The organism is Streptomyces celluloflavus (assembly GCA_000720995.1).
In the GTDB taxonomy this organism is placed as follows: Bacteria; Actinomycetota; Actinomycetes; order Streptomycetales; family Streptomycetaceae; genus Streptomyces; species Streptomyces celluloflavus.
This window is the reverse complement of sequence record JOEL01000003.1, coordinates 70,453-87,106: the sequence shown is the minus strand read 5'-3', so window position 1 is coordinate 87,106 and position 16,654 is coordinate 70,453. Positions and strand designations below refer to the sequence as shown.

Below are 16,654 nucleotides of genomic sequence, written 5' to 3'. Positions count from 1 at the left end.
ATGGGCCGCGGTCGCCAAGCGGAGGCTGTTGAGTCCAGGGCGTGACGGAGCGGAGATGATGCAGGGCTTGCCCGATGCCGGCCCGTGACATCGCGGTAGACGATGCGGTCGGCGCTGTCGTTGATCGCGGGCGGACAGATCCCCCCGCAGAGCCGAGTTCGGAGCCTCCGTCGCTACTGGGTAGCCGATGGCGTGGGCAGTTGGCGGGTGCCTTCTTCCGGGCGTCTCTCTGGATGGGGCGGAGGTAGTGTCGATGCATGTGGATGCGGTTGGCTCGGGCACACCCACTCGACTGGTCAGGACTAGCGGGAGAGCGCCCGCATGTGTCCGCTATGCCCCATAGGTCGGACTCTGTGGAAGTATCCAAAATCCGCGCTGGCCCGAGGTGAAACCGCAGGTCGCGCCTTGTGGTCCCCGCGCGTGCGGGGATGGTCCCGCAGCGCTGAGCGCGATGGGGGTCGGGGGCGGGTGGTCCCCGCGCGTGCGGGGATGGTCCCCACCCTCGTGGTTCCGCTGGGTTCGCCGAACCGTGGTCCCCGCGCGTGCGGGGATGGTCCCGAGCGGCGCCGCCGCGGCCAAGTCGACTCCGAGTGGTCCCCGCGCACGCGGGGGACAGTCCCGCGATGCAGGAAGTGCTCAGCGACACGCGCCTGGGCAGTGGCGCCGCGCACCACAGCATCATCCGTATCGTCTTCGGAATCGGCAGCATTGAGTTTCCAGTACCGGCCGCCCGCTTGCCATATGCGTCCGGCGCCGTCTGTATGTGGAGGGGCGAGCGCCGTGCACTCCCTCGGGCGCTCTCGCGCGATCTCCAGCTGCCTGCTACGTGGGCAATTTACTGACCGCGGATCGCAGCTATACCCCCAGAATGACCGGGCGATCAAGGACCGGCTTCTGCGTTGCTTGCGTGATTGACCGGGGGACGGAAGGTAGACGATCTTGCGAAACCGGGCCTTCCTGGTGCCCGATCAGAGCTGAGCTCGTCCGACTTCGAGGGCCTTGCAAGACCCGCACAACCGGGTTATCACCCCGCCGATTCGCCCGCGTCGGCGCTCAGTACGCCCGCTCCGACCAGGGCGAACAGGGCGATGCCGAGGAGGATTCGGTAGATGACGAAGGGCATGAAGCTCTTGTGGGAGATGAACTTCATGAACCACGCGATCACGGCGTAGCCGACGATGAAGGCGATGGCCGTGGCGAAGATGGTGGGGCCCCAGGCGACGTGGCCTTGGCCTGCGTCTTTGAGTTCGTATGCGCCTGATGCCACCACTGCGGGGATGGCGAGGAGGAAGGAGTAGCGGGCCGCGGATTCGCGGGTGTAGCCCATCAGCAGGCCGCCGCTGATCGTGGCGCCGGAGCGGGAGACGCCGGGGATCAGCGCCATGGCCTGGCAGATGCCGTACAGCAGGCCGTCCTTGACGTTGAGGTCGGTGAGTGACTTGCGCTGCTGGACGGCGCGGTGTCGGCCGCCGGTCTCGTCGCGGGCCGCCAGCCGGTCGGCGATGCCGAGGACGATGCCCATCACGATGAGAGTGGTCGCGATCAGCCGCAGGTCGCGGAAGGGGCCCGCGATGGCGTCCTTGAGCGTGATGCCCAGCACGCCGATCGGGATCGAGCCCACGATCACCAGCCAGCCCAGCTGGGCGTCATGGTCGTGGCGCAGATCCCGGTTGACAAGTGAGCGGGCCCACGTCGAGATGATCCGTGCGATGTCCTTGCGGAAATAGATGATGACCGCGGCCTCGGTGCCGATCTGCGTGATGGCGGTGAAGGCCGCGCCCGGGTCGTGCCAGCCGGCGAACGCCGCGGTCAGCCGGAGATGCGCACTGGACGAAATGGGCAGGAACTCGGTCAGTCCTTGGACGAGTCCGAGGACGAATGATTCAAACCAAGTCATGGAGAGTACGCAATCCAAGGGTGATCAAGCGCTTACCGGCGCAGGAGGAGGTGAGGAGATGAGGGGATAAGACGTCTAAGTGAGGTTGCGCGGCGGATGTGATCACCGGCCGACGGGGGCAGAGTAATGGCCAAAGGTGTCAGGAAAGCCAAAGGACTCTGGCCGGAGAGCAGCAGTTCGGTGGCGGATCTGTCGTTGGTCGGGCCAACGGGCCAACGGGCCAACGGGCCAACGGGCCACAGGGCCACTGGTCCATCGGTCGGTTGGTCAATCTGGCGATCTGGCGATCTGGCGATCTGGCGATCCGGCAGTCGGGCGGTCTGCCGGTCCGTCTGTTCTCGGCCCGTGGGCCGCACGCCGTCCGCCGCATGCCGTCCGTCGCACGTCGTTCGTCCGCGAACCCGTAACGAGGTTCGTCCGCGAATCCGTAACGAGTCCGCTCCGTAATGAGTCCACTCAGGGGCGACGATGTCCAGGGCGGTCCGGTCTACGTAACCGTGGTCGAGGCCGGTCTCGGTGTCGATGATGGGCGCCCGCCCGTTCAGCGCCCTCGGAACGCCTTGCGTTTGTGCCAGGCCACGGCCAGTGCGCCCAGCCCGCTGAGGACGATGAAGCCCGTCGCGATGAGGAACGCCGGTGAGGTGGGGGACGAGGCCCGCGCGCCCGCGACGACGTACGCCGCGGTGTTCGGGATGCTGCCGAGTGCCGTCGCCAGAAGGTAGGGGAGCCAGCCCATTCGGGAGACCGCGGCGCAGTAGTTCGTGGCGCAGAACGGCAGGCCGGGGAAGAGGCGGATGGCCATCATCGAGCGGAAGCCGTGTTCGCTCAGTTGCCGGTCGGCCGCGGTGAGCCAGCGGGCTCGTAGCAGCGGTCGCAGCGCGTCCTGGCCGAGCAGCCGGCCGAGCCCGAAAGCCAGGCCGGCACCCAGGACCGTGCCGGCGAGCGAGGAGACGAAGCCGGCCTGGCTGCCGAAGAGGGCGCCCGCGGCGAGGTTCAGTACCGGGCGCGGTACGAAGGCGGTGGTGCATACGCCATACGCCAGCGCGAAGATCACGACGGCGGTCGGGCCGGACAACTGTGCGGGCCAGCCGTCGGCCAGCAGACGCTGCGGCCGCCACAGCAGCATCGCGATCGCGGCGCAGGCCAGCAGGGCGAGCAGCAGGGTCAGCCGGGACCAGGGGGAGAAGAGCACACGCGTGCAGCGCGCGGCGAGGCCGTCGGGCGTTGCGGCGGGTTCGAGCATTTCGGGAGCCTAACCGACCAGCGTGTCAACTGGTCGCCGTCCCTCCGCGGCACGGTCCCGACACCTTCAAGAAGGAGGGGAAGGGAGGGGAGAGGAGGGAGGGGTAACGGGAGATGGGAAAGCGGGCTGGGTGAGTGCATGGAGAGAAGGTGAAGTAGTAGATGGATGAAGGGGCGGGGTAGGCGCGGTGGCGCCGGCGGGGCATATGGCGAGCCATCAGGTTGTCGGGCGTCTGGGCGGAGGCCGGGGCCGGGTGCCGGTGGCCGGTACGACAGTGCCGGTAGATAGCGGGCAGCGGCCAGCGGACAACGGCCGGTGAACAACGACCGGCAGGAAATTCATTCGACGCCGGGCCGCCCGGCGGGCACGCTGTGACACATGTTCCGGCACGCCTTCCTTCCGTTCTCGTCCGCAGTCGCGGACGGGCCGAAGGCTGCCGTCTGTTCTCTCGCGGCCCTCGCCGCAGTCGACCGGGCGCCGATCGGCGTTCTCCCGGCTGCCGTGGCCCCCGCAGCCGCAGCTGCCCCCGCAGCCGCAGCCGCAGCGGCAACTGCTGCCCCGGCAGCCGCCGCAGCAACTGCCCCCGCAGCCGCCGCAGCAACTGCCCCGGCAGCAGTTGCCCCCGCAGCGCCCGCGGCCGGCGGCGCGCGAAGCTGACCCTTCCCGGAACGTCCGGTGAGCCCCACAGGGGGAGGGTCGGACCGGCTCAGGGGCTCCCACGGCGTCAAGTCGCCGTACTCACCGCATTGTCGCGAGGAAGAACACCATGCCCAAGACGGCATACGTACGCACCAAGCCGCACCTGAACATCGGCACCATGGGCCACGTCGACCACGGCAAGACCACGCTGACCGCCGCGATCACCAAGGTGCTCAGCGACCGGGGGAGCGGCACGTTCGTCCCGTTCGACCGGATCGACCGGGCCCCGGAGGAGGCCGCCCGCGGCATCACCATCAACATCTCGCACGTCGAGTACGAGACCGGCACCCGGCACTACGCCCATGTGGACATGCCCGGCCACGCCGACTTCATCAAGAACATGGTCACCGGCGCGGCGCAGCTCGACGGCGCGATCCTCGTCGTCTCCGCGCTCGACGGGATCATGCCGCAGACCTCCGAGCATGTGCTGCTCGCCAAGCAGGTCGGCGTCCGGCACATCGTCGTGGCCCTCAACAAGGCCGACGCCGGCGACCCGGAGCTCACCGACCTGGTCGAGCTGGAGGTGCGCGAACTGCTGGGCGCGCACGGCTACGACGGGGAGCATGTGCCCGTCGTACGGGTCTCCGGGCTGCGCGCGCTGGAGGGCGACCCGCGCTGGACGGAGGCGATCGACGCGCTGCTGGACGCCGTGGACACCTATGTCCCGATGCCCGAGCGGTATGTCGACGCGCCGTTCCTGCTGTCGGTGGAGAACGTGCTGACCATCACCGGCCGCGGCACGGTCGTCACCGGTGCCGTCGAGCGCGGCACGGTGCGGGTCGGTGACCGGGTGGCCGTGCTGGGCGCGGAGACCGAGACCACGGTCACCGGTCTGGAGACGTTCGGCAAACCGATGGAGTCCGCCGAGGCCGGGGACAATGTCGCGCTGCTGCTGCGTGGTCTGCACCGGGACCAGGTGCGGCGCGGTCATGTGGTCGCGGCGCCGGGCAGCGTCACACCGCGCCGCCGCTTCACCGCGGAGCTGTACGTACTGTCCACGGAGGAGGGCGGCCGCCGGACACCGCTGTCCACCGGCTACCGCCCGCAGTTCTACATCCGCACCGCGGACGTGGTCGGCGACCTCGACCTCGGCGAGCGGGCCGTCGCCCGCCCCGGGGAGACGGTGACCGTATCGGTCGAACTGGGCCGGGACGTGCCACTGGAGGCGGGCCTCGGCTTCGCCATCCGAGAGGGCGGCCGGACGGTCGGCGCGGGCACGGTGCGCACCGTCGAGGAGTGAGACGGGGTACGCACCAAGCCCTGACATGAGCGCCGCGCCCCATACCTCGCACAGGTACGCCGCGCCCCGTACCTCGCACAGGTACGGGGCGCGGTGGCGCGGGGCACGCGTGCTGTTCCGCCGGGCGGGCGGAGTGCGAGACTGCTGGCCCGGCCGGACCGGTCGATGCGGCTGACCCTGCCGCGACGGTGACCGAGGCGGGCGGCCGGTGAGGGAAGGGGACGTCGGATGACGGGTACGGCACTGGTCCTGGGCGGCGGAGGGCTCACCGGAATCGGCTGGGAGATCGGCATCATCGCCGGTCTCGCGGAGGCGGGCATCGATCTCACCGACGCGGAGATCGTCATCGGCACCTCCGCCGGATCGATCGTCGGCGCCCATCTCACGGCGGAACGCCTCACACCGGCGGAGATGTACGAGCGGCAGCTGGCCGCGCCCGAGAGCCGGGCGTCCGGCCGGCTGGGGCCGACGGCGATGGCCCGGTTCGCGGCCATCGCGCTGAGTTCCCGGGACACGGTGTCGTTCGGTGCGCGGATGGGGCGGCTCGCGCTGGCGGCCCGTACCGTCCCGGAGGCCGCTCAGCGTGCGGCGATCGCCCGCACTCTGGCCTCGTCCGACTGGCCCGCCCGCCGCCTGGTGATCACGGCGGTGGACGCGGCGACGGGGGAGCGGACGGCCTTCGACGACACGAGCGGGGTGACGCTGACCGACGCGGTGGGCGCGAGCTGCGCGGTACCCGGCGTCTTTCCGCCGGTCACCATCGGCGGGCGGCGGTGGATCGACGGCGGGGTGCACTCCAGCGCCAATGCCGATCTGGCCGCCGGATACGGCCGGGTGGTGGTCGTGGCACCGATGGCGGTCAGCGGCGGGCCGATCGCCTCGCCGACCGCGCAGGGCGACGCGCTGGCGCGGGCTGGTGCGCGGGTGTGCGTGGTGAACCCGGACCGCGAGGCCCGTGCGGCGTTCGGCCGCAACGTCCTGGACCCCGCCAAGCGCGCGGACGCGGCCCGTGCGGGACGGCGGCAGGCGGCCGCGCATGTGGCGGAGATCCGGCGGGTCTGGTCGGCGTGAGGAGCGCCGCTCTGCCGGGCCATGCCCTGCTCTGCCCTGCCGGTGGCCCGGATGGAGCGCGGCAGGGCGCCGGGCCGGGCGGCCGGAGTGGACGCAGTGGGCTGAGCGGGCCGAGGCCCGGCCGCGACCGGACGGCGCCCCGACGGGAACCGGACGGCGCCCGGCCCGGCGGCGCTGAGCACCCCCGGCCCGGCCGGGTGCTCACCGCCCTGAACAGGGCATCCGCCCCGACCGGCACAATGGCACCGTGGACGAAACACCCGAGCCGATAGCCGTTCCCCGGACCGTGGACGCGGTACCCGAGCCGATCCCCGTCACCCGGGACGTGGACTGCGGCACCGCCAAGCTGCTGCCGGATATCGACCGTCCGCGCGGCTGGCTGCTGACGGTGGACGGTGCGCCGCAGTCGTACGTGGATCTCGACGCGCCCACGCACCTGGAGTTCGAGTACGTGCGGCGGCTCGCCCACGTTCTGGACGAGGCCGCCGCCCCCGGCCGCCCACTCGACGCGCTACATCTGGGCGGCGGGGCGCTGACCCTGCCGCGCTATCTCGACGCGACCCGTCCGCACTCCCGGCAGACCGTCATCGAGGCCGACCGCGGGCTGCTCTCCCTGGTGGCGGAACACCTTCCGCTGCCCGCCGGTTCCGGTGTCGAGGTGCATGCGCAGGACGCTCGTACGGCCCTGGAAACGGCACCGGCGGAGAGCGCCGACATCATCGTGGCGGATGTCTTCGGCGGCTCGCGGGTGCCCGCGCATCTCACCTCGGTCGAGTACGCGCACGCCGCCGCCCGCGTGCTGCGACCGCACGGCGTCTACGCCGCGAACCTCGCCGACAGCGCGCCCTTCGGCTTCCTGCGCGGCCAACTCGCCAACTTCGCCACGGTCTTCGGCCATCTCGCGCTGATCGCCGAACCCTCGGTGCTGCGCGGCCGCCGCTTCGGCAACGCCGTGCTGCTCGCCTCGCGCGCGGAACTGCCGCTCGGCGCCCTGGCCCGGCGGGCGGCGGGTGACGCGTTCCCGGCCCGGGTGGAGCACGGCGCGGCGCTGCGGCGGCTGATCGCGGACGCCGCTCCCGTACACGATGCCGAGGCGGTGGCGTCCCCCGTACCACCGGACGGCGCCTTCAGCATCGGCTGACCTGACCTGACCTGACCTGACCTGACCTGACCTGACCTGACCCGGACCGACCCGACCCGGGCAGTGGCGGTTGCCCCCGGCGGCCTGCCGTCGCCGCCGCATGTGAACCGTCTCGACGGCGATAGCGACGGCGATGGCGATAGCGGTGTCGCGTACGAGGGCTCGGCCCGCGGCCGTGACGACCGAGCGCTGCTAGCCGTAACCGGGTAGCCGTGACGACCGAGCCCGCGGTGACCGCCGCGGCTGCGGCAACGGCCAGGCGGCGCGACGGCGACTACGACCGGGACGGCCGCGAGGTCCGCGCTTCCTGAGGCGTCTGGGATGTCTGATGCGTCGGCGGTTTCTGAGTTGTTGGCGCCGTCGGCCATGGGACCATACCCGCCGTCGTCCGTCGCGTCAGCCGGCGCACATCGGGGACGCAGAGCACGGCCGCCGTCAGCAGTGCGATCAGAGCCGAGCAGCCCCACAGCGCGGCCGTCCGGCCGACGAGATCCTGTACGGGGCCGGCCAGCGAGGTGGCCACCGGGACGAGGGCGAGCGAACCCAGCGCGTCGTAGGAGGAGACCCGGGAGAACTTCTCCTCGGGGATCTCCTGGTGCAGCGCCGTCATCCACGTCACCGCGAAGACCTCGACCGCGATACCGGTGCCGAACATGATCGCGGTGAGCCCGGCCGTCGGCAGCGGCACCGCCAGCGCGGCCGAGGGCAGCGCGAGCGGGAAGACGCAGAGCACACCGGTCAGCAGCAGACGGCGCGGGGTGAGCCGGGTCATCAGCAGCGCACCGCCCACCGTGCCGGCGCCGAACGCGGCGAGCGCCAGCCCCCAGGGACCGGCGCCGCCCAACTGCTCCTCGGCGACCACCGGCCCGTAGACCGCCTCGGCCGCGGCGACCATCGCGTTGACGACGGCGAACTGAACCACCACGCCCCACAGCCAGGGCCGCGCGGCCACCTCCCGCCAGCCGTCCCGCAGATCGTGCAGCATCCCGCCACCGGGGGCCCGCTCGGGGACGCCGCTGACGTCGAGGAACGCGCGCAGCGCCCCGGCGAGGGCGAAGGAGGCGGCGTCGACGGCCAGTACCCAGCCGGGGCCGACCGCCGTGACCAGGGCGCCGCCGAGCGCCGCGCCGCCGATGTTCGCGCCGTTCATGCCCATCCGAAAGACGGCGAACGCGCGGCCGGAGTGCTCGCCCGAGACGCTGGCGAACACCATGCCCTCGGCCGCCGGGGTGAAGAACGCCTGCCCGGTGCCGCCGAGCGCGGCCAGCAGCGCCATCTGCCACAGCCGCGGTTCCCCGGCCAGCACGAGCAGCGCGAACAGGCCCTGGGAGACGCAGCTGAGCGCGTTCGCGGCGACCATCACGCGATGCCGGGGGAGCCGGTCGGCGAGCGCGCCGCCGACCAGCAGGAAGAGGATGAGCGGGACGGTACGGGCGGCGGCGACCAGTCCGACGTCGGTGGCCGAGCCGCCGGCCCCGAGCACCGCGAAGGCGGCCGCGATCAGCGCCCCGGAGCCGCCGAGACCGGAGAGGACCGTGGCGCCGGTGAGCAGGAGGTAGTTGCGCCCCGCCCAGGCGGGACGGCCCGTCACCGGGACCGCACCGGCCGGGCCGGCGCCCCGGCGGACCGGGTGGCGACGGGGTACGGGGCGCCCGTCGCCCGGTGTGCCGGGTGCGCGGTCGGCGCGTCCCCGGTGTGCTGCTGTTCTGGCCACATGGGCGTCCACGATAGGCGGGCCGGCCTGCGGACCGTACGGCCGTTCCCCCTATGTACGGGGACCCCCGCCCGCACAGGCCGAGCTGCGGCTTCCCCGTCCTAGGAGGGGGAGAATCCGGCCTTCCCCTCCTTTGCTACCCGCTGGTAACCTCTGGCCATGTCTGAGACCCTGCCGAACATCGGCGAGATGCTTCTGGCCACCGTGCCCATGGCCCGCACCCTGAATCTGGAGTTCGTCGAGGCGACCGCCGAGCGTGCCGTGGTGCGCCTGCCCGACCAGAGCGAGTACCACAACCACGTGGGCGGCCCCCACGCCGGCGCCATGTTCACGCTGGGGGAGTCCGCCAGCGGTGCCATCGTCATCGGGGCGTTCGGCGACCAGCTCTCGCGCGCCGTGCCCCTCGCCGTACGGGCGGAGATCGACTACAAGAAGCTGGCCATGGGGCCGGTCACCGCGACCGCGGAGCTCGGCCGTCCGGTCGCCGAGGTGGTCGCCGAACTCGATGCCGGCCGGCGCCCCGAATTCCCGGTCCACGTCGCCATCCGGCGCGCGGACGAGGCCGTCACGGCCGAACTGCGCATCATCTGGACACTGCGCCCCAACGCCTGAGCCGCCCCGGCCCCCGACGGCGGCCCCGGCGGGCCCGGTGGCGGTCCCGGCGCCCGGCCGGTCCGGAGAACGGCGTCCGGCCGCGGCCATCGAGTAGGCTTCCCGGGCGCGCCGTTGCGGCGCGCCCGGGGGATCGACGGGCACCAGTGCCGGTGCCGCCGGGCATTGGCCCACGGGGGCCCGACACCATGCGGAGGAAGCGGCGTTGCACATCCAGGAGTGGCTGGAATCGGTACCGGCCGTGAGCGTGTACCTCCTGGTGGGGGTGGTCATCGGGGTGGAGAGCCTGGGCATTCCGCTGCCCGGTGAGATCGTCCTCGTCAGCGCGGCGATCCTCGCCGCGACCCAGGACCACATCGACCCGGTCGTACTGGGCGCCTGCGCGTCCGCCGGCGCGATCATCGGTGACTCCATCGGCTATCTGATCGGGCGCAAGGGCGGCCAGCCACTGGTGGACTGGGCCGGCCGCAAGTTCCCCAAGCACTTCGGCCCCGATCATGTCGCCATGGCCGAGTCGAAGTTCGACAAGTGGGGGATGTGGGCGGTGTTCTTCGGCCGCTTCGTCGCCCTGCTGCGGATCTTCGCCGGCCCGCTCGCCGGTGTACTGAAGATGCCGTACTGGAAGTTCCTGATCGCCAATGTGCTGGGCGGCATCGTCTGGGCGGGCGGTACGACCGCGCTGATCTACAGCGTCGGCATCGTCGCCGAACCGTGGCTCAAGCGCTTCTCCTGGCTCGGACTGGTCGCCGCGCTGCTGTTCGGCGTCGGCTCGTTCCTCGTCATGAAGCGCCGGGCGCAGAAGGCGGCCGCGGCCCACGAGGCGGAGGCCCCGGTCGCCACGGCGGCCGACTGACGGCCCGGGACACCACACCTCCCGGCCCTTCCGGCCAGGCACGCGGAGCTACGGCCCGGCAGCACTCGCTGCCGGGCCGTTGTCGTACCGTCCGGACGCGGCGCGGGTACCGGACGTGATCCCCGTCAGGGCATCGACCAGATGTCGGGCCCGCCGTCGCGCCATTCGACGAGACCGGCGTCGTCCCAGGGAGGCCCCGCGGCGCAGAAACCCGCCCGGCGCAGGATCGCGGCGACCTCGCCGGGGCGCCGTGCCCGTCCGAGATCCTGTCCGTGGAGCGTGACGCGGCGGCCGCCGGCGCAGGGCGGATGGACGATCACCGGGGCACGGTTCATTCCTCCAGGGTGCGCCCGGTCCGCCGCGGCCGCACTCCGGCCGCATCCGCACCGTCACACCGCGTGACACTCGGAGGTGTCGTTGGGCAGCCGCTCGCCGCGCTCCGACGCAGGTCCCAGGGACTCGGTCCGTGGCCGTGCGGGATACGGGTACCGGCACGTTCGCCCGGGGTGCGCGCCGGGGTCTGTCGTCGGCCGTCGGTCACCGGGGCCGGTCTTTCGCACCCTCTAGTTGATCTTATTGTGGTGTCCTTCGTCCGGCCTGGCGGGGTGGCACCGTGCGGCGCCCGCGCCCGGTCCCGAGCCTCCTAGGAGTACGTCCCGATGAAGTGTCTGCGCGTCAGAGCCGTGATGTGTGCGGCGGCCGTAGGACTGCTCGCCGGTTGCGGCAATCCCGGCGCGGACGCCGTGGACGCGTCCGACGTACCGCGGCTGCGGGCGCACGCCGCGGACGCCAGCGACGGCAGGCCCCGGATGGTGCCGCCGACCGGCCCGCGCGCCACCTTCACCCCGTTCCGTACGACCGGCGACGACGGCACCCAGGTCGTCAAGACCAGGTGGCACGGCCGGAAGTCCGGCTTCACCGGCGACATATGGGCCTGGGTACCGCCGCAGTACAACCAGCCGAAGTACCTCAAGAGCGGCTTTCCGGTACTGATCGCGCTGCCCGGCTCCTGGGGCTACCCGGCCAACTACTGGGCGAGCGCGCCCTTCGCGCTGGAGGAGCGGATCGCCGAGTGGTCGCAGCAGGGCAAGACGCTGCCGTTCATCGTCGTGATGCCGGTGCTCAACCCGGGGAAGAAGTACTACGACGGCAGCGACATACCGGGGCAGCCCAAGATGGGGACCTGGCTCACCCAGGACGTACCGGATTTCGCACGCGCCAACTTCCGTACCTACGACAGCCGTGACGGCTGGGCCTTCATGGGGTCCTCCTCCGGCGGCTTCGCCGGGCTCAAGGCGGTGCTGAAGTACCCGCACCGCTTCAAGGCCGTCATCGCCAACGGCCCGGACACGGCGCCGGACTCGCCGATGTGGCAGGGGCACCCCGCCGAGATGCGCGCCAACGACCCGCGGTGGCTGGCGCGGCAACTGGTCGCACACAAGGGGCCGCAGGTCTATCTGGCGTTCGAACTCGGCACCAAGGAGGCCGCGGTGCCCGACGTCAAGCGCTTCATCCAGGAGTACACCGGCGGGCCGATCCACGCCACGCTCTTCGAGATACCCGACGGGGTGCACAGCGGCCACACCTACATCCAGCGGATGGCCGATTCGCTGCACTGGATCAGCGAGCGGATGCAGGGCCCCGTCCCGTCCGTCTGACACCTCGTCATGAGGCGCCCGGGTCGGGCTGTTGCCGGATACGGGGGAGGAGCGGCCGCAGTGGGCGGTGAACCGGCGGACGGGTTCGGCCAGGCACCTTTGACCCGTCCTTTGCCGCTGCTTGGGGCGGTGGGACGGCGGGCGGGGCCGGGGTCGGCGTCATTGCTTTCGCCAAGCCGGGGGTTCGCATCACGGTCCGTCAGGTACGCGGTTGCCGGGGCCGCCCGGGAGTCCGGCAACGGCCCCCAATATCACCAAAGTGGACCATTTTTGAATCTCCGTCAGGTCACGGAACGGAGCGGATCTGCGTGGACGTCGGGCGTGGCCGTGATGCTAAGATCATCGCACTTGCCAAGCGCTTTAATATCCTGCTATGGCAAAATAAAATCCGCGCATTGCCCTGAGAAAACCGTCACCCCGGGGAGAGTTATGCCATTTGCCGGGCCGTGGACGGTATTCCGGCAGGCGACCGTGCGCGGCCGTTCAGGTATGTCCGGGGGGCGCGACTGATTTTGAACGCAACATCCCGATATTTGACAGCTCGTGGCTCCGTCGTCCGAAGAGAGTCCTATGACGCCATACTTCCAGGATCCAGCGCTCTGGGGTCTGATCGTTGGTACCCCTGCCGCCGCCACCGCGATTGTTCGCGGCAGAAAAAAGATCGCGGAGCTACGCAACGAAAAGGCTGAGCTCAAGCAGCACTACGCCAACCTGGAGAATCATTACACAGAGGCCGTGGAAGAGGCCAAGGACAGAGCAGAAGAGGCCACGAAGAACACGCTGAAGGCCGCCATGCGGACTCTTCAGGGCCTGGCGAGTGAGCAGCAGCTGGCGATTTCCAAGATGCAGGGGGCGTATGGCGAACACCAGATTCTCCAGGACCTCCTCGATATCGACCACATGAACTCGCAGTTCGCCCGGCGAGCACAGTCCATCGCGGTGCTCTGCGACGGCTGGCTGGGCAGGCGGCGCAACGCCGCCTCGCTCTACGACGTGGTCCGCAGCGCGAAGGGCCGCATCCGGCACTTCACGCGCGTCGAGATCCGTTCCCAGAGCAATTTCGCCATTGTGAGCCGCGCCGTCGAACCGGTCGCGCTCACCCTCGCCGAACTGCTGGACAACGCGACCAGCTACTCGGCGCCGGAAACGATGATCGAGATCAACATCCGGCCGGTGCCCAAGGGCGTCTGCATCGTGGTCGACGATGCCGGTGTCGGCATGAACGAGGAGGAGAAGGCGCGGGCCGCCGAACTCCTGTCGAGCGAGCACTCGCCCGGCGTCTCCAGCCTCGGTAACCCGCCGCAGTTCGGATTCACGGTCATCGGTGTCCTCGCCGCCCGTTACGGCTTCAGCGTGTCCGTGGATTCCACCTCTCCCTACGGTGGCGTGCGCGCGGTCGTCCTGCTCCCCGACGATCTACTCACGTCCGTGCATGAGCCCGAGGAGAGTCCAGCCGTGGCCGCGTCCACCCCGATGCCGCCGGAGGAGAACAATCCTCGCCCGGCGGCTCCCGTAACGACGGCCGGCGGTCTGCCGAAACGCCGCCGCCGAGGCGCGATATCGATCGTGCCGACCGAGTCGGAGAGCGCGAACAGCCCGGCCCGTGACAGCGCGACGACAGCTTCCGTCATGGGCGCCTTTCAGCGCGGGACACAATCGGGCCGTCGTTCCACCAATGCAAGCAGTGAAGGGCATGAGACTCCGTGAACTACGATCTTTCGTGGATGCTTGACAGTGCTCTGGAAGTGCCCGAAGCGCAGCACGCGATTCTCGTCTCCGCCGATGGCCTTCTCATGGCGCGCTCGAAAGGGGTCGGCCGGGACCACGCCGACACCGTCGCCGCCGCGATGAGCGGTATGCAGTCGCTGAGCCGTACGGTCGCCGATTTCTGCGGCAGCCCCGACGAGCGGCCGCAGTGGCGTCAGACGCTGGTCGAGTTCGACCACGGCTGGGTTTTCCTCATTTCGGCCGGCGAAGGCGCCTATCTCGCTGTTTCGGCGACGCCCGATGTCGACATGGCGGAGATCACCTTCCGTATGCAGCAGCTGGTCGGACAACTCGGCAAAGCACTGACCAGCCCCCCTCGCGAGAGGGCTGACATCCAACCATGACGACCTCGGACGAACCGGAGCTGGCACAGGAAACAGCGGAACTGGTACGGCCGTATGTCATCACGAACGGCCGCGACCTGCTCGATGACAGTGATTTCTCACTGATCACACTGGTCACCATGCACCGGGAGCCGCCCCGTACAAAGCCTCTCGACCCGGAGAAACTCCGCCTGCTGGAGCTGTGCGCGGGGGGTTTCCTTTCGGTCGCCGAGATAGCCGGGCACATGCAGTTGCCGGTGGGTGTCGTCAAGATTCTGGTGTCCGACCTCACGGCGGAAGGACACCTCTCGACTCGCGCGCCGATACCCAGCGCCCAACTCGTCGACAGGCAAATTCTTGAGGAGGTGCTGAATGGGCTCCAGGCTCGATTTGGATGACAGTGTCTACCTGCGCAGTTCGGTGCAGACCGCCGCGAAAATCCTCGTGGTCGGGCATTTCGCCGTGGGGAAGACGACGTTCATCGGAACGATGTCCGAGATTCCGCCGCTGCGCACCGAGGAAGTCATGACGCAGGCGGGCGCGGGAATAGACGATCCCAAGGGCGCTCCCGGCAAGACCACGACGACGGTCGCCATGGACTTCGGCCGGCTCACGCTCAGCGAGAAGCTGGTCCTGTACCTGTTCGGAACACCCGGTCAGCAGCGCTTCGTTCAGGTGTGGGAAGACCTGTCGCGGGGGGCACTCGGAGCACTGGTGCTGGTCGATCCCGAACGCCTCGAAGAATCGTTCCCGGTGATGGACCTGGTGGAGCACTACGGCATTCCGTACACCATCGCCGTGAACCAGTTCGACGGGACACCGAGCCATTCGCTCGAAGAAATCCGGGAGGCTCTGGACCTGCTCCCCGAGACGCCCGTCGTCAACTGTGACGCGCGTGACCAGCGATCGTCGGCGGATTCGCTGATCGTGCTCGTCCGTTATCTCCAGTCCCGCCTCAACTAGGAGTTCAGGCATGCAATCTCACTCGGAATACCAGGCGCCGCCCGGCTGCCCCGCGCACAACGGTGGCGGGCGCCTGCCCATGCACGGGTCCGAATTCGCCGCCGCTCCCGAGGCTTTCTACGAGAACATGCGGCAGTACGGCGCCGGCGCACCGGTCGAGCTGGCCCCCGGAGTGGAGGCCACCCTCGTCACGGATTACGCCGCGGCGCTGCACGTCCTGCAGAATCCGGATGCCTTCGCACGGGATTCGCGCCGCTGGCGCGCCTGGAACGAGGGGCACATTCCGATGGACAGCCCGGTGCTGCCCATGATGGCGTACCGGCCCAACTGCCTTTTCTCCGACGGCGCGGAACACATGCGGCTGCGGCAGGCGGTGACGGACAGCCTGGCCCGGGTGGACACCCACCGGTTGAGCCGGCACGTCGACCGTGTCGCCACGTATCTCATCAGCCAGTTCAGCGGCCGGGGCCGGGCCGATCTGGTGTCCGACTACGCGCAGTTGCTGCCGCTGCTGGTCTTCAACGATCTGTTCGGCTGCCCCGCCGAGATCGGTGACCGGCTGGTCTTCGGTATCTCCGGGATTTTCGACGGAATCGACGCGGAAAAGGCGAACGAGGTCCTCACCGAAGCCCTGCTCGAACTCGTCGCGCTCAAGCGGGCGACACCGGGTGAGGACATCACGTCCTGGCTGATGCAGCATCAGTCCAGGCTCTCCGACGAGGAAATGATTCATCAGCTCGTCACGCTCATCGCGGCGGGCACGGAACCCACTCAGCACATCATCACCAGCGCGCTCCGGCTGCTGCTGATAGACGACAAGTACGCGGGCGGCCCGCATTCGGCGGGCCTGCTGGTGGACGATGCCATCAACGACGTGCTGTGGAACAGCCCGCCGATCGCGAACTACGCCGTGCATTACCCCGTGCAGGACGTGGACCTCTTCGGCAGCGGGCTGCGGGCCGGCGATCCGGTACTCGTCAGTTTCGCGGCGGCGAACACCGACCCGAACCTTTCGGTGGGCCGGCAGACGCTCAGCAAGCGGGCCCATCTCGCCTGGGGCGCGGGCGCGCACGCCTGCCCGGCCAAGGATCCCGCGCTGCTGATTTCCGTGCTGGCGATCGAGAAACTCCTCAACGGCCTGCCGGATATCGACCTGGCCACGCCCGCGGAAAACCTGACCTGGCGGCCGGGACCGTTCCACCGGGCACTCGACGCACTGCCCGCCCGCTTCACCCCGGTACGGCCCGACAAAAGGGCAGGCGGAGCGTACCCGTCGTTCGGGAACGCCGCCGGAAATGCCCCGTCCCAGCACCAGCAGAAAGCGCCGCAGAAGGGTAGCTGGTGGAGTTCGTTCCTGACCTGGTGGAAGGTGTGACATTCGCAACAGGGTGAGGTGACATCCAGTCGCATAAACGTTCAACCTCACGGGTAGTCAGATCAGGCCAATCTGCCCGGATGTATTGAACGAAGGAG

General features: G+C 69.9%; 15 protein-coding genes. 11 read left to right on the top strand and 4 right to left on the bottom strand.

Translation table 11 applies throughout. The features are described 5' to 3' along the window. Positions 1–1,024: 1,024 nt before the first annotated feature. Both IH09_RS03850 and IH09_RS03845 read right to left on the bottom strand, forming a co-directional pair. Complete coding sequence (locus IH09_RS03850) at positions 1,025–1,897, bottom strand: undecaprenyl-diphosphate phosphatase (RefSeq protein WP_052853980.1); 873 nt, start codon at positions 1,895–1,897, stop codon at positions 1,025–1,027. Between the two features lie 541 nt (positions 1,898–2,438). Continuing rightward, a complete protein-coding gene (locus IH09_RS03845; protein ID WP_052853977.1) occupies positions 2,439–3,140 on the bottom strand; it encodes a TVP38/TMEM64 family protein in 702 nt (233 codons plus the stop codon). Between the two features lie 766 nt (positions 3,141–3,906). On the opposite strand from IH09_RS03845, the gene tuf reads away from it, so the two are divergent. From tuf to IH09_RS03830, 3 genes are all read left to right on the top strand, one after another. Then, a complete protein-coding gene (tuf, locus tag IH09_RS03840; protein ID WP_052853974.1) occupies positions 3,907–5,079 on the top strand; it encodes an elongation factor Tu in 1,173 nt (390 codons plus the stop codon). Between the two features lie 228 nt (positions 5,080–5,307). Further along, positions 5,308–6,150 (top strand): patatin-like phospholipase family protein, encoded by an 843-nt coding sequence (locus IH09_RS03835; protein ID WP_052853971.1) that lies wholly within the window; start codon positions 5,308–5,310, stop codon positions 6,148–6,150. Positions 6,151–6,397: 247 nt separating this feature from the next. Continuing rightward, positions 6,398–7,291, top strand: a complete 894-nt coding sequence (locus tag IH09_RS03830; RefSeq protein WP_318279378.1) for a spermidine synthase — start codon at positions 6,398–6,400, stop codon at positions 7,289–7,291. A gap of 274 nt (positions 7,292–7,565) precedes the next feature. On the opposite strand, the gene IH09_RS03825 is transcribed toward IH09_RS03830, so the two are convergent. Beyond that, on the bottom strand, positions 7,566–8,882 hold the full coding sequence (locus IH09_RS03825; RefSeq protein WP_052853968.1) for an MFS transporter: 1,317 nt from the start codon (positions 8,880–8,882) through the stop codon (positions 7,566–7,568). A 282-nt stretch (positions 8,883–9,164) separates the two neighbouring features. Between IH09_RS03825 and IH09_RS03820 the strand changes: the two genes are divergently transcribed. Together IH09_RS03820 and IH09_RS03815 are read left to right on the top strand one after the other, a co-directional pair. Further along, the gene (locus IH09_RS03820; RefSeq protein WP_052853966.1) at positions 9,165–9,617 is read left to right on the top strand and encodes a DUF4442 domain-containing protein; all 453 of its coding nucleotides are present in this window, start codon (positions 9,165–9,167) and stop codon (positions 9,615–9,617) included. Positions 9,618–9,822: 205 nt separating this feature from the next. After that, complete coding sequence (locus IH09_RS03815; protein WP_052853965.1) at positions 9,823–10,470, top strand: DedA family protein; 648 nt, start codon at positions 9,823–9,825, stop codon at positions 10,468–10,470. A 125-nt stretch (positions 10,471–10,595) separates the two neighbouring features. On the opposite strand, the gene IH09_RS03810 is transcribed toward IH09_RS03815, so the two are convergent. Beyond that, positions 10,596–10,805 carry a hypothetical protein gene (locus IH09_RS03810; protein ID WP_052853961.1) on the bottom strand — a complete coding sequence of 70 codons (210 nt, stop codon included), beginning with the start codon at positions 10,803–10,805 and terminating at the stop codon, positions 10,596–10,598. 324 nt (positions 10,806–11,129) lie between these two features. On the opposite strand from IH09_RS03810, the gene IH09_RS03805 reads away from it, so the two are divergent. From IH09_RS03805 to IH09_RS03780, 6 genes are all read left to right on the top strand, one after another. Next, positions 11,130–12,128 (top strand): alpha/beta hydrolase, encoded by a 999-nt coding sequence (locus IH09_RS03805; RefSeq protein ID WP_052853959.1) that lies wholly within the window; start codon positions 11,130–11,132, stop codon positions 12,126–12,128. 570 nt (positions 12,129–12,698) lie between these two features. Further along, on the top strand, positions 12,699–13,835 hold the full coding sequence (locus IH09_RS03800; protein WP_052853957.1) for an ATP-binding protein: 1,137 nt from the start codon (positions 12,699–12,701) through the stop codon (positions 13,833–13,835). Further along, complete coding sequence (locus IH09_RS03795; RefSeq protein ID WP_052853956.1) at positions 13,832–14,239, top strand: roadblock/LC7 domain-containing protein; 408 nt, start codon at positions 13,832–13,834, stop codon at positions 14,237–14,239. Before IH09_RS03800 ends, IH09_RS03795 begins: the two co-directional genes overlap by 4 nt. Next, a complete protein-coding gene (locus tag IH09_RS03790; protein WP_052853952.1) occupies positions 14,236–14,616 on the top strand; it encodes a DUF742 domain-containing protein in 381 nt (126 codons plus the stop codon). Before IH09_RS03795 ends, IH09_RS03790 begins: the two co-directional genes overlap by 4 nt. Then, the gene (locus IH09_RS03785; protein ID WP_052853951.1) at positions 14,591–15,181 is read left to right on the top strand and encodes a GTP-binding protein; all 591 of its coding nucleotides are present in this window, start codon (positions 14,591–14,593) and stop codon (positions 15,179–15,181) included. Before IH09_RS03790 ends, IH09_RS03785 begins: the two co-directional genes overlap by 26 nt. Before the next feature lie 10 nt (positions 15,182–15,191). Further along, on the top strand, positions 15,192–16,556 hold the full coding sequence (locus tag IH09_RS03780) for a cytochrome P450 (protein WP_052853950.1): 1,365 nt from the start codon (positions 15,192–15,194) through the stop codon (positions 16,554–16,556). The last annotated feature ends 98 nt before the right edge of the window (positions 16,557–16,654 follow it).

Excerpts from the sequence above, each read along its gene's own strand:
- IH09_RS03850 (WP_052853980.1), bottom strand. The coding sequence starts at position 1,897 with ATGACTTGGTTTGAATCATTCGTCCTCGGACTCGTCCAAGGACTGACC.
- IH09_RS03845 (WP_052853977.1), bottom strand. The coding sequence starts at position 3,140 with ATGCTCGAACCCGCCGCAACGCCCGACGGCCTCGCCGCGCGCTGCACG.
- tuf (WP_052853974.1), top strand. The coding sequence starts at position 3,907 with ATGCCCAAGACGGCATACGTACGCACCAAGCCGCACCTGAACATCGGC.
- IH09_RS03835 (WP_052853971.1), top strand. The coding sequence starts at position 5,308 with ATGACGGGTACGGCACTGGTCCTGGGCGGCGGAGGGCTCACCGGAATC.
- IH09_RS03820 (WP_052853966.1), top strand. The coding sequence starts at position 9,165 with ATGTCTGAGACCCTGCCGAACATCGGCGAGATGCTTCTGGCCACCGTG.
- IH09_RS03810 (WP_052853961.1), bottom strand. The coding sequence starts at position 10,805 with ATGAACCGTGCCCCGGTGATCGTCCATCCGCCCTGCGCCGGCGGCCGC.
- IH09_RS03805 (WP_052853959.1), top strand. The coding sequence starts at position 11,130 with ATGAAGTGTCTGCGCGTCAGAGCCGTGATGTGTGCGGCGGCCGTAGGA.
- IH09_RS03800 (WP_052853957.1), top strand. The coding sequence starts at position 12,699 with ATGACGCCATACTTCCAGGATCCAGCGCTCTGGGGTCTGATCGTTGGT.
- IH09_RS03790 (WP_052853952.1), top strand. The coding sequence starts at position 14,236 with ATGACGACCTCGGACGAACCGGAGCTGGCACAGGAAACAGCGGAACTG.
- IH09_RS03785 (WP_052853951.1), top strand. The coding sequence starts at position 14,591 with ATGGGCTCCAGGCTCGATTTGGATGACAGTGTCTACCTGCGCAGTTCG.
- IH09_RS03780 (WP_052853950.1), top strand. The coding sequence starts at position 15,192 with ATGCAATCTCACTCGGAATACCAGGCGCCGCCCGGCTGCCCCGCGCAC.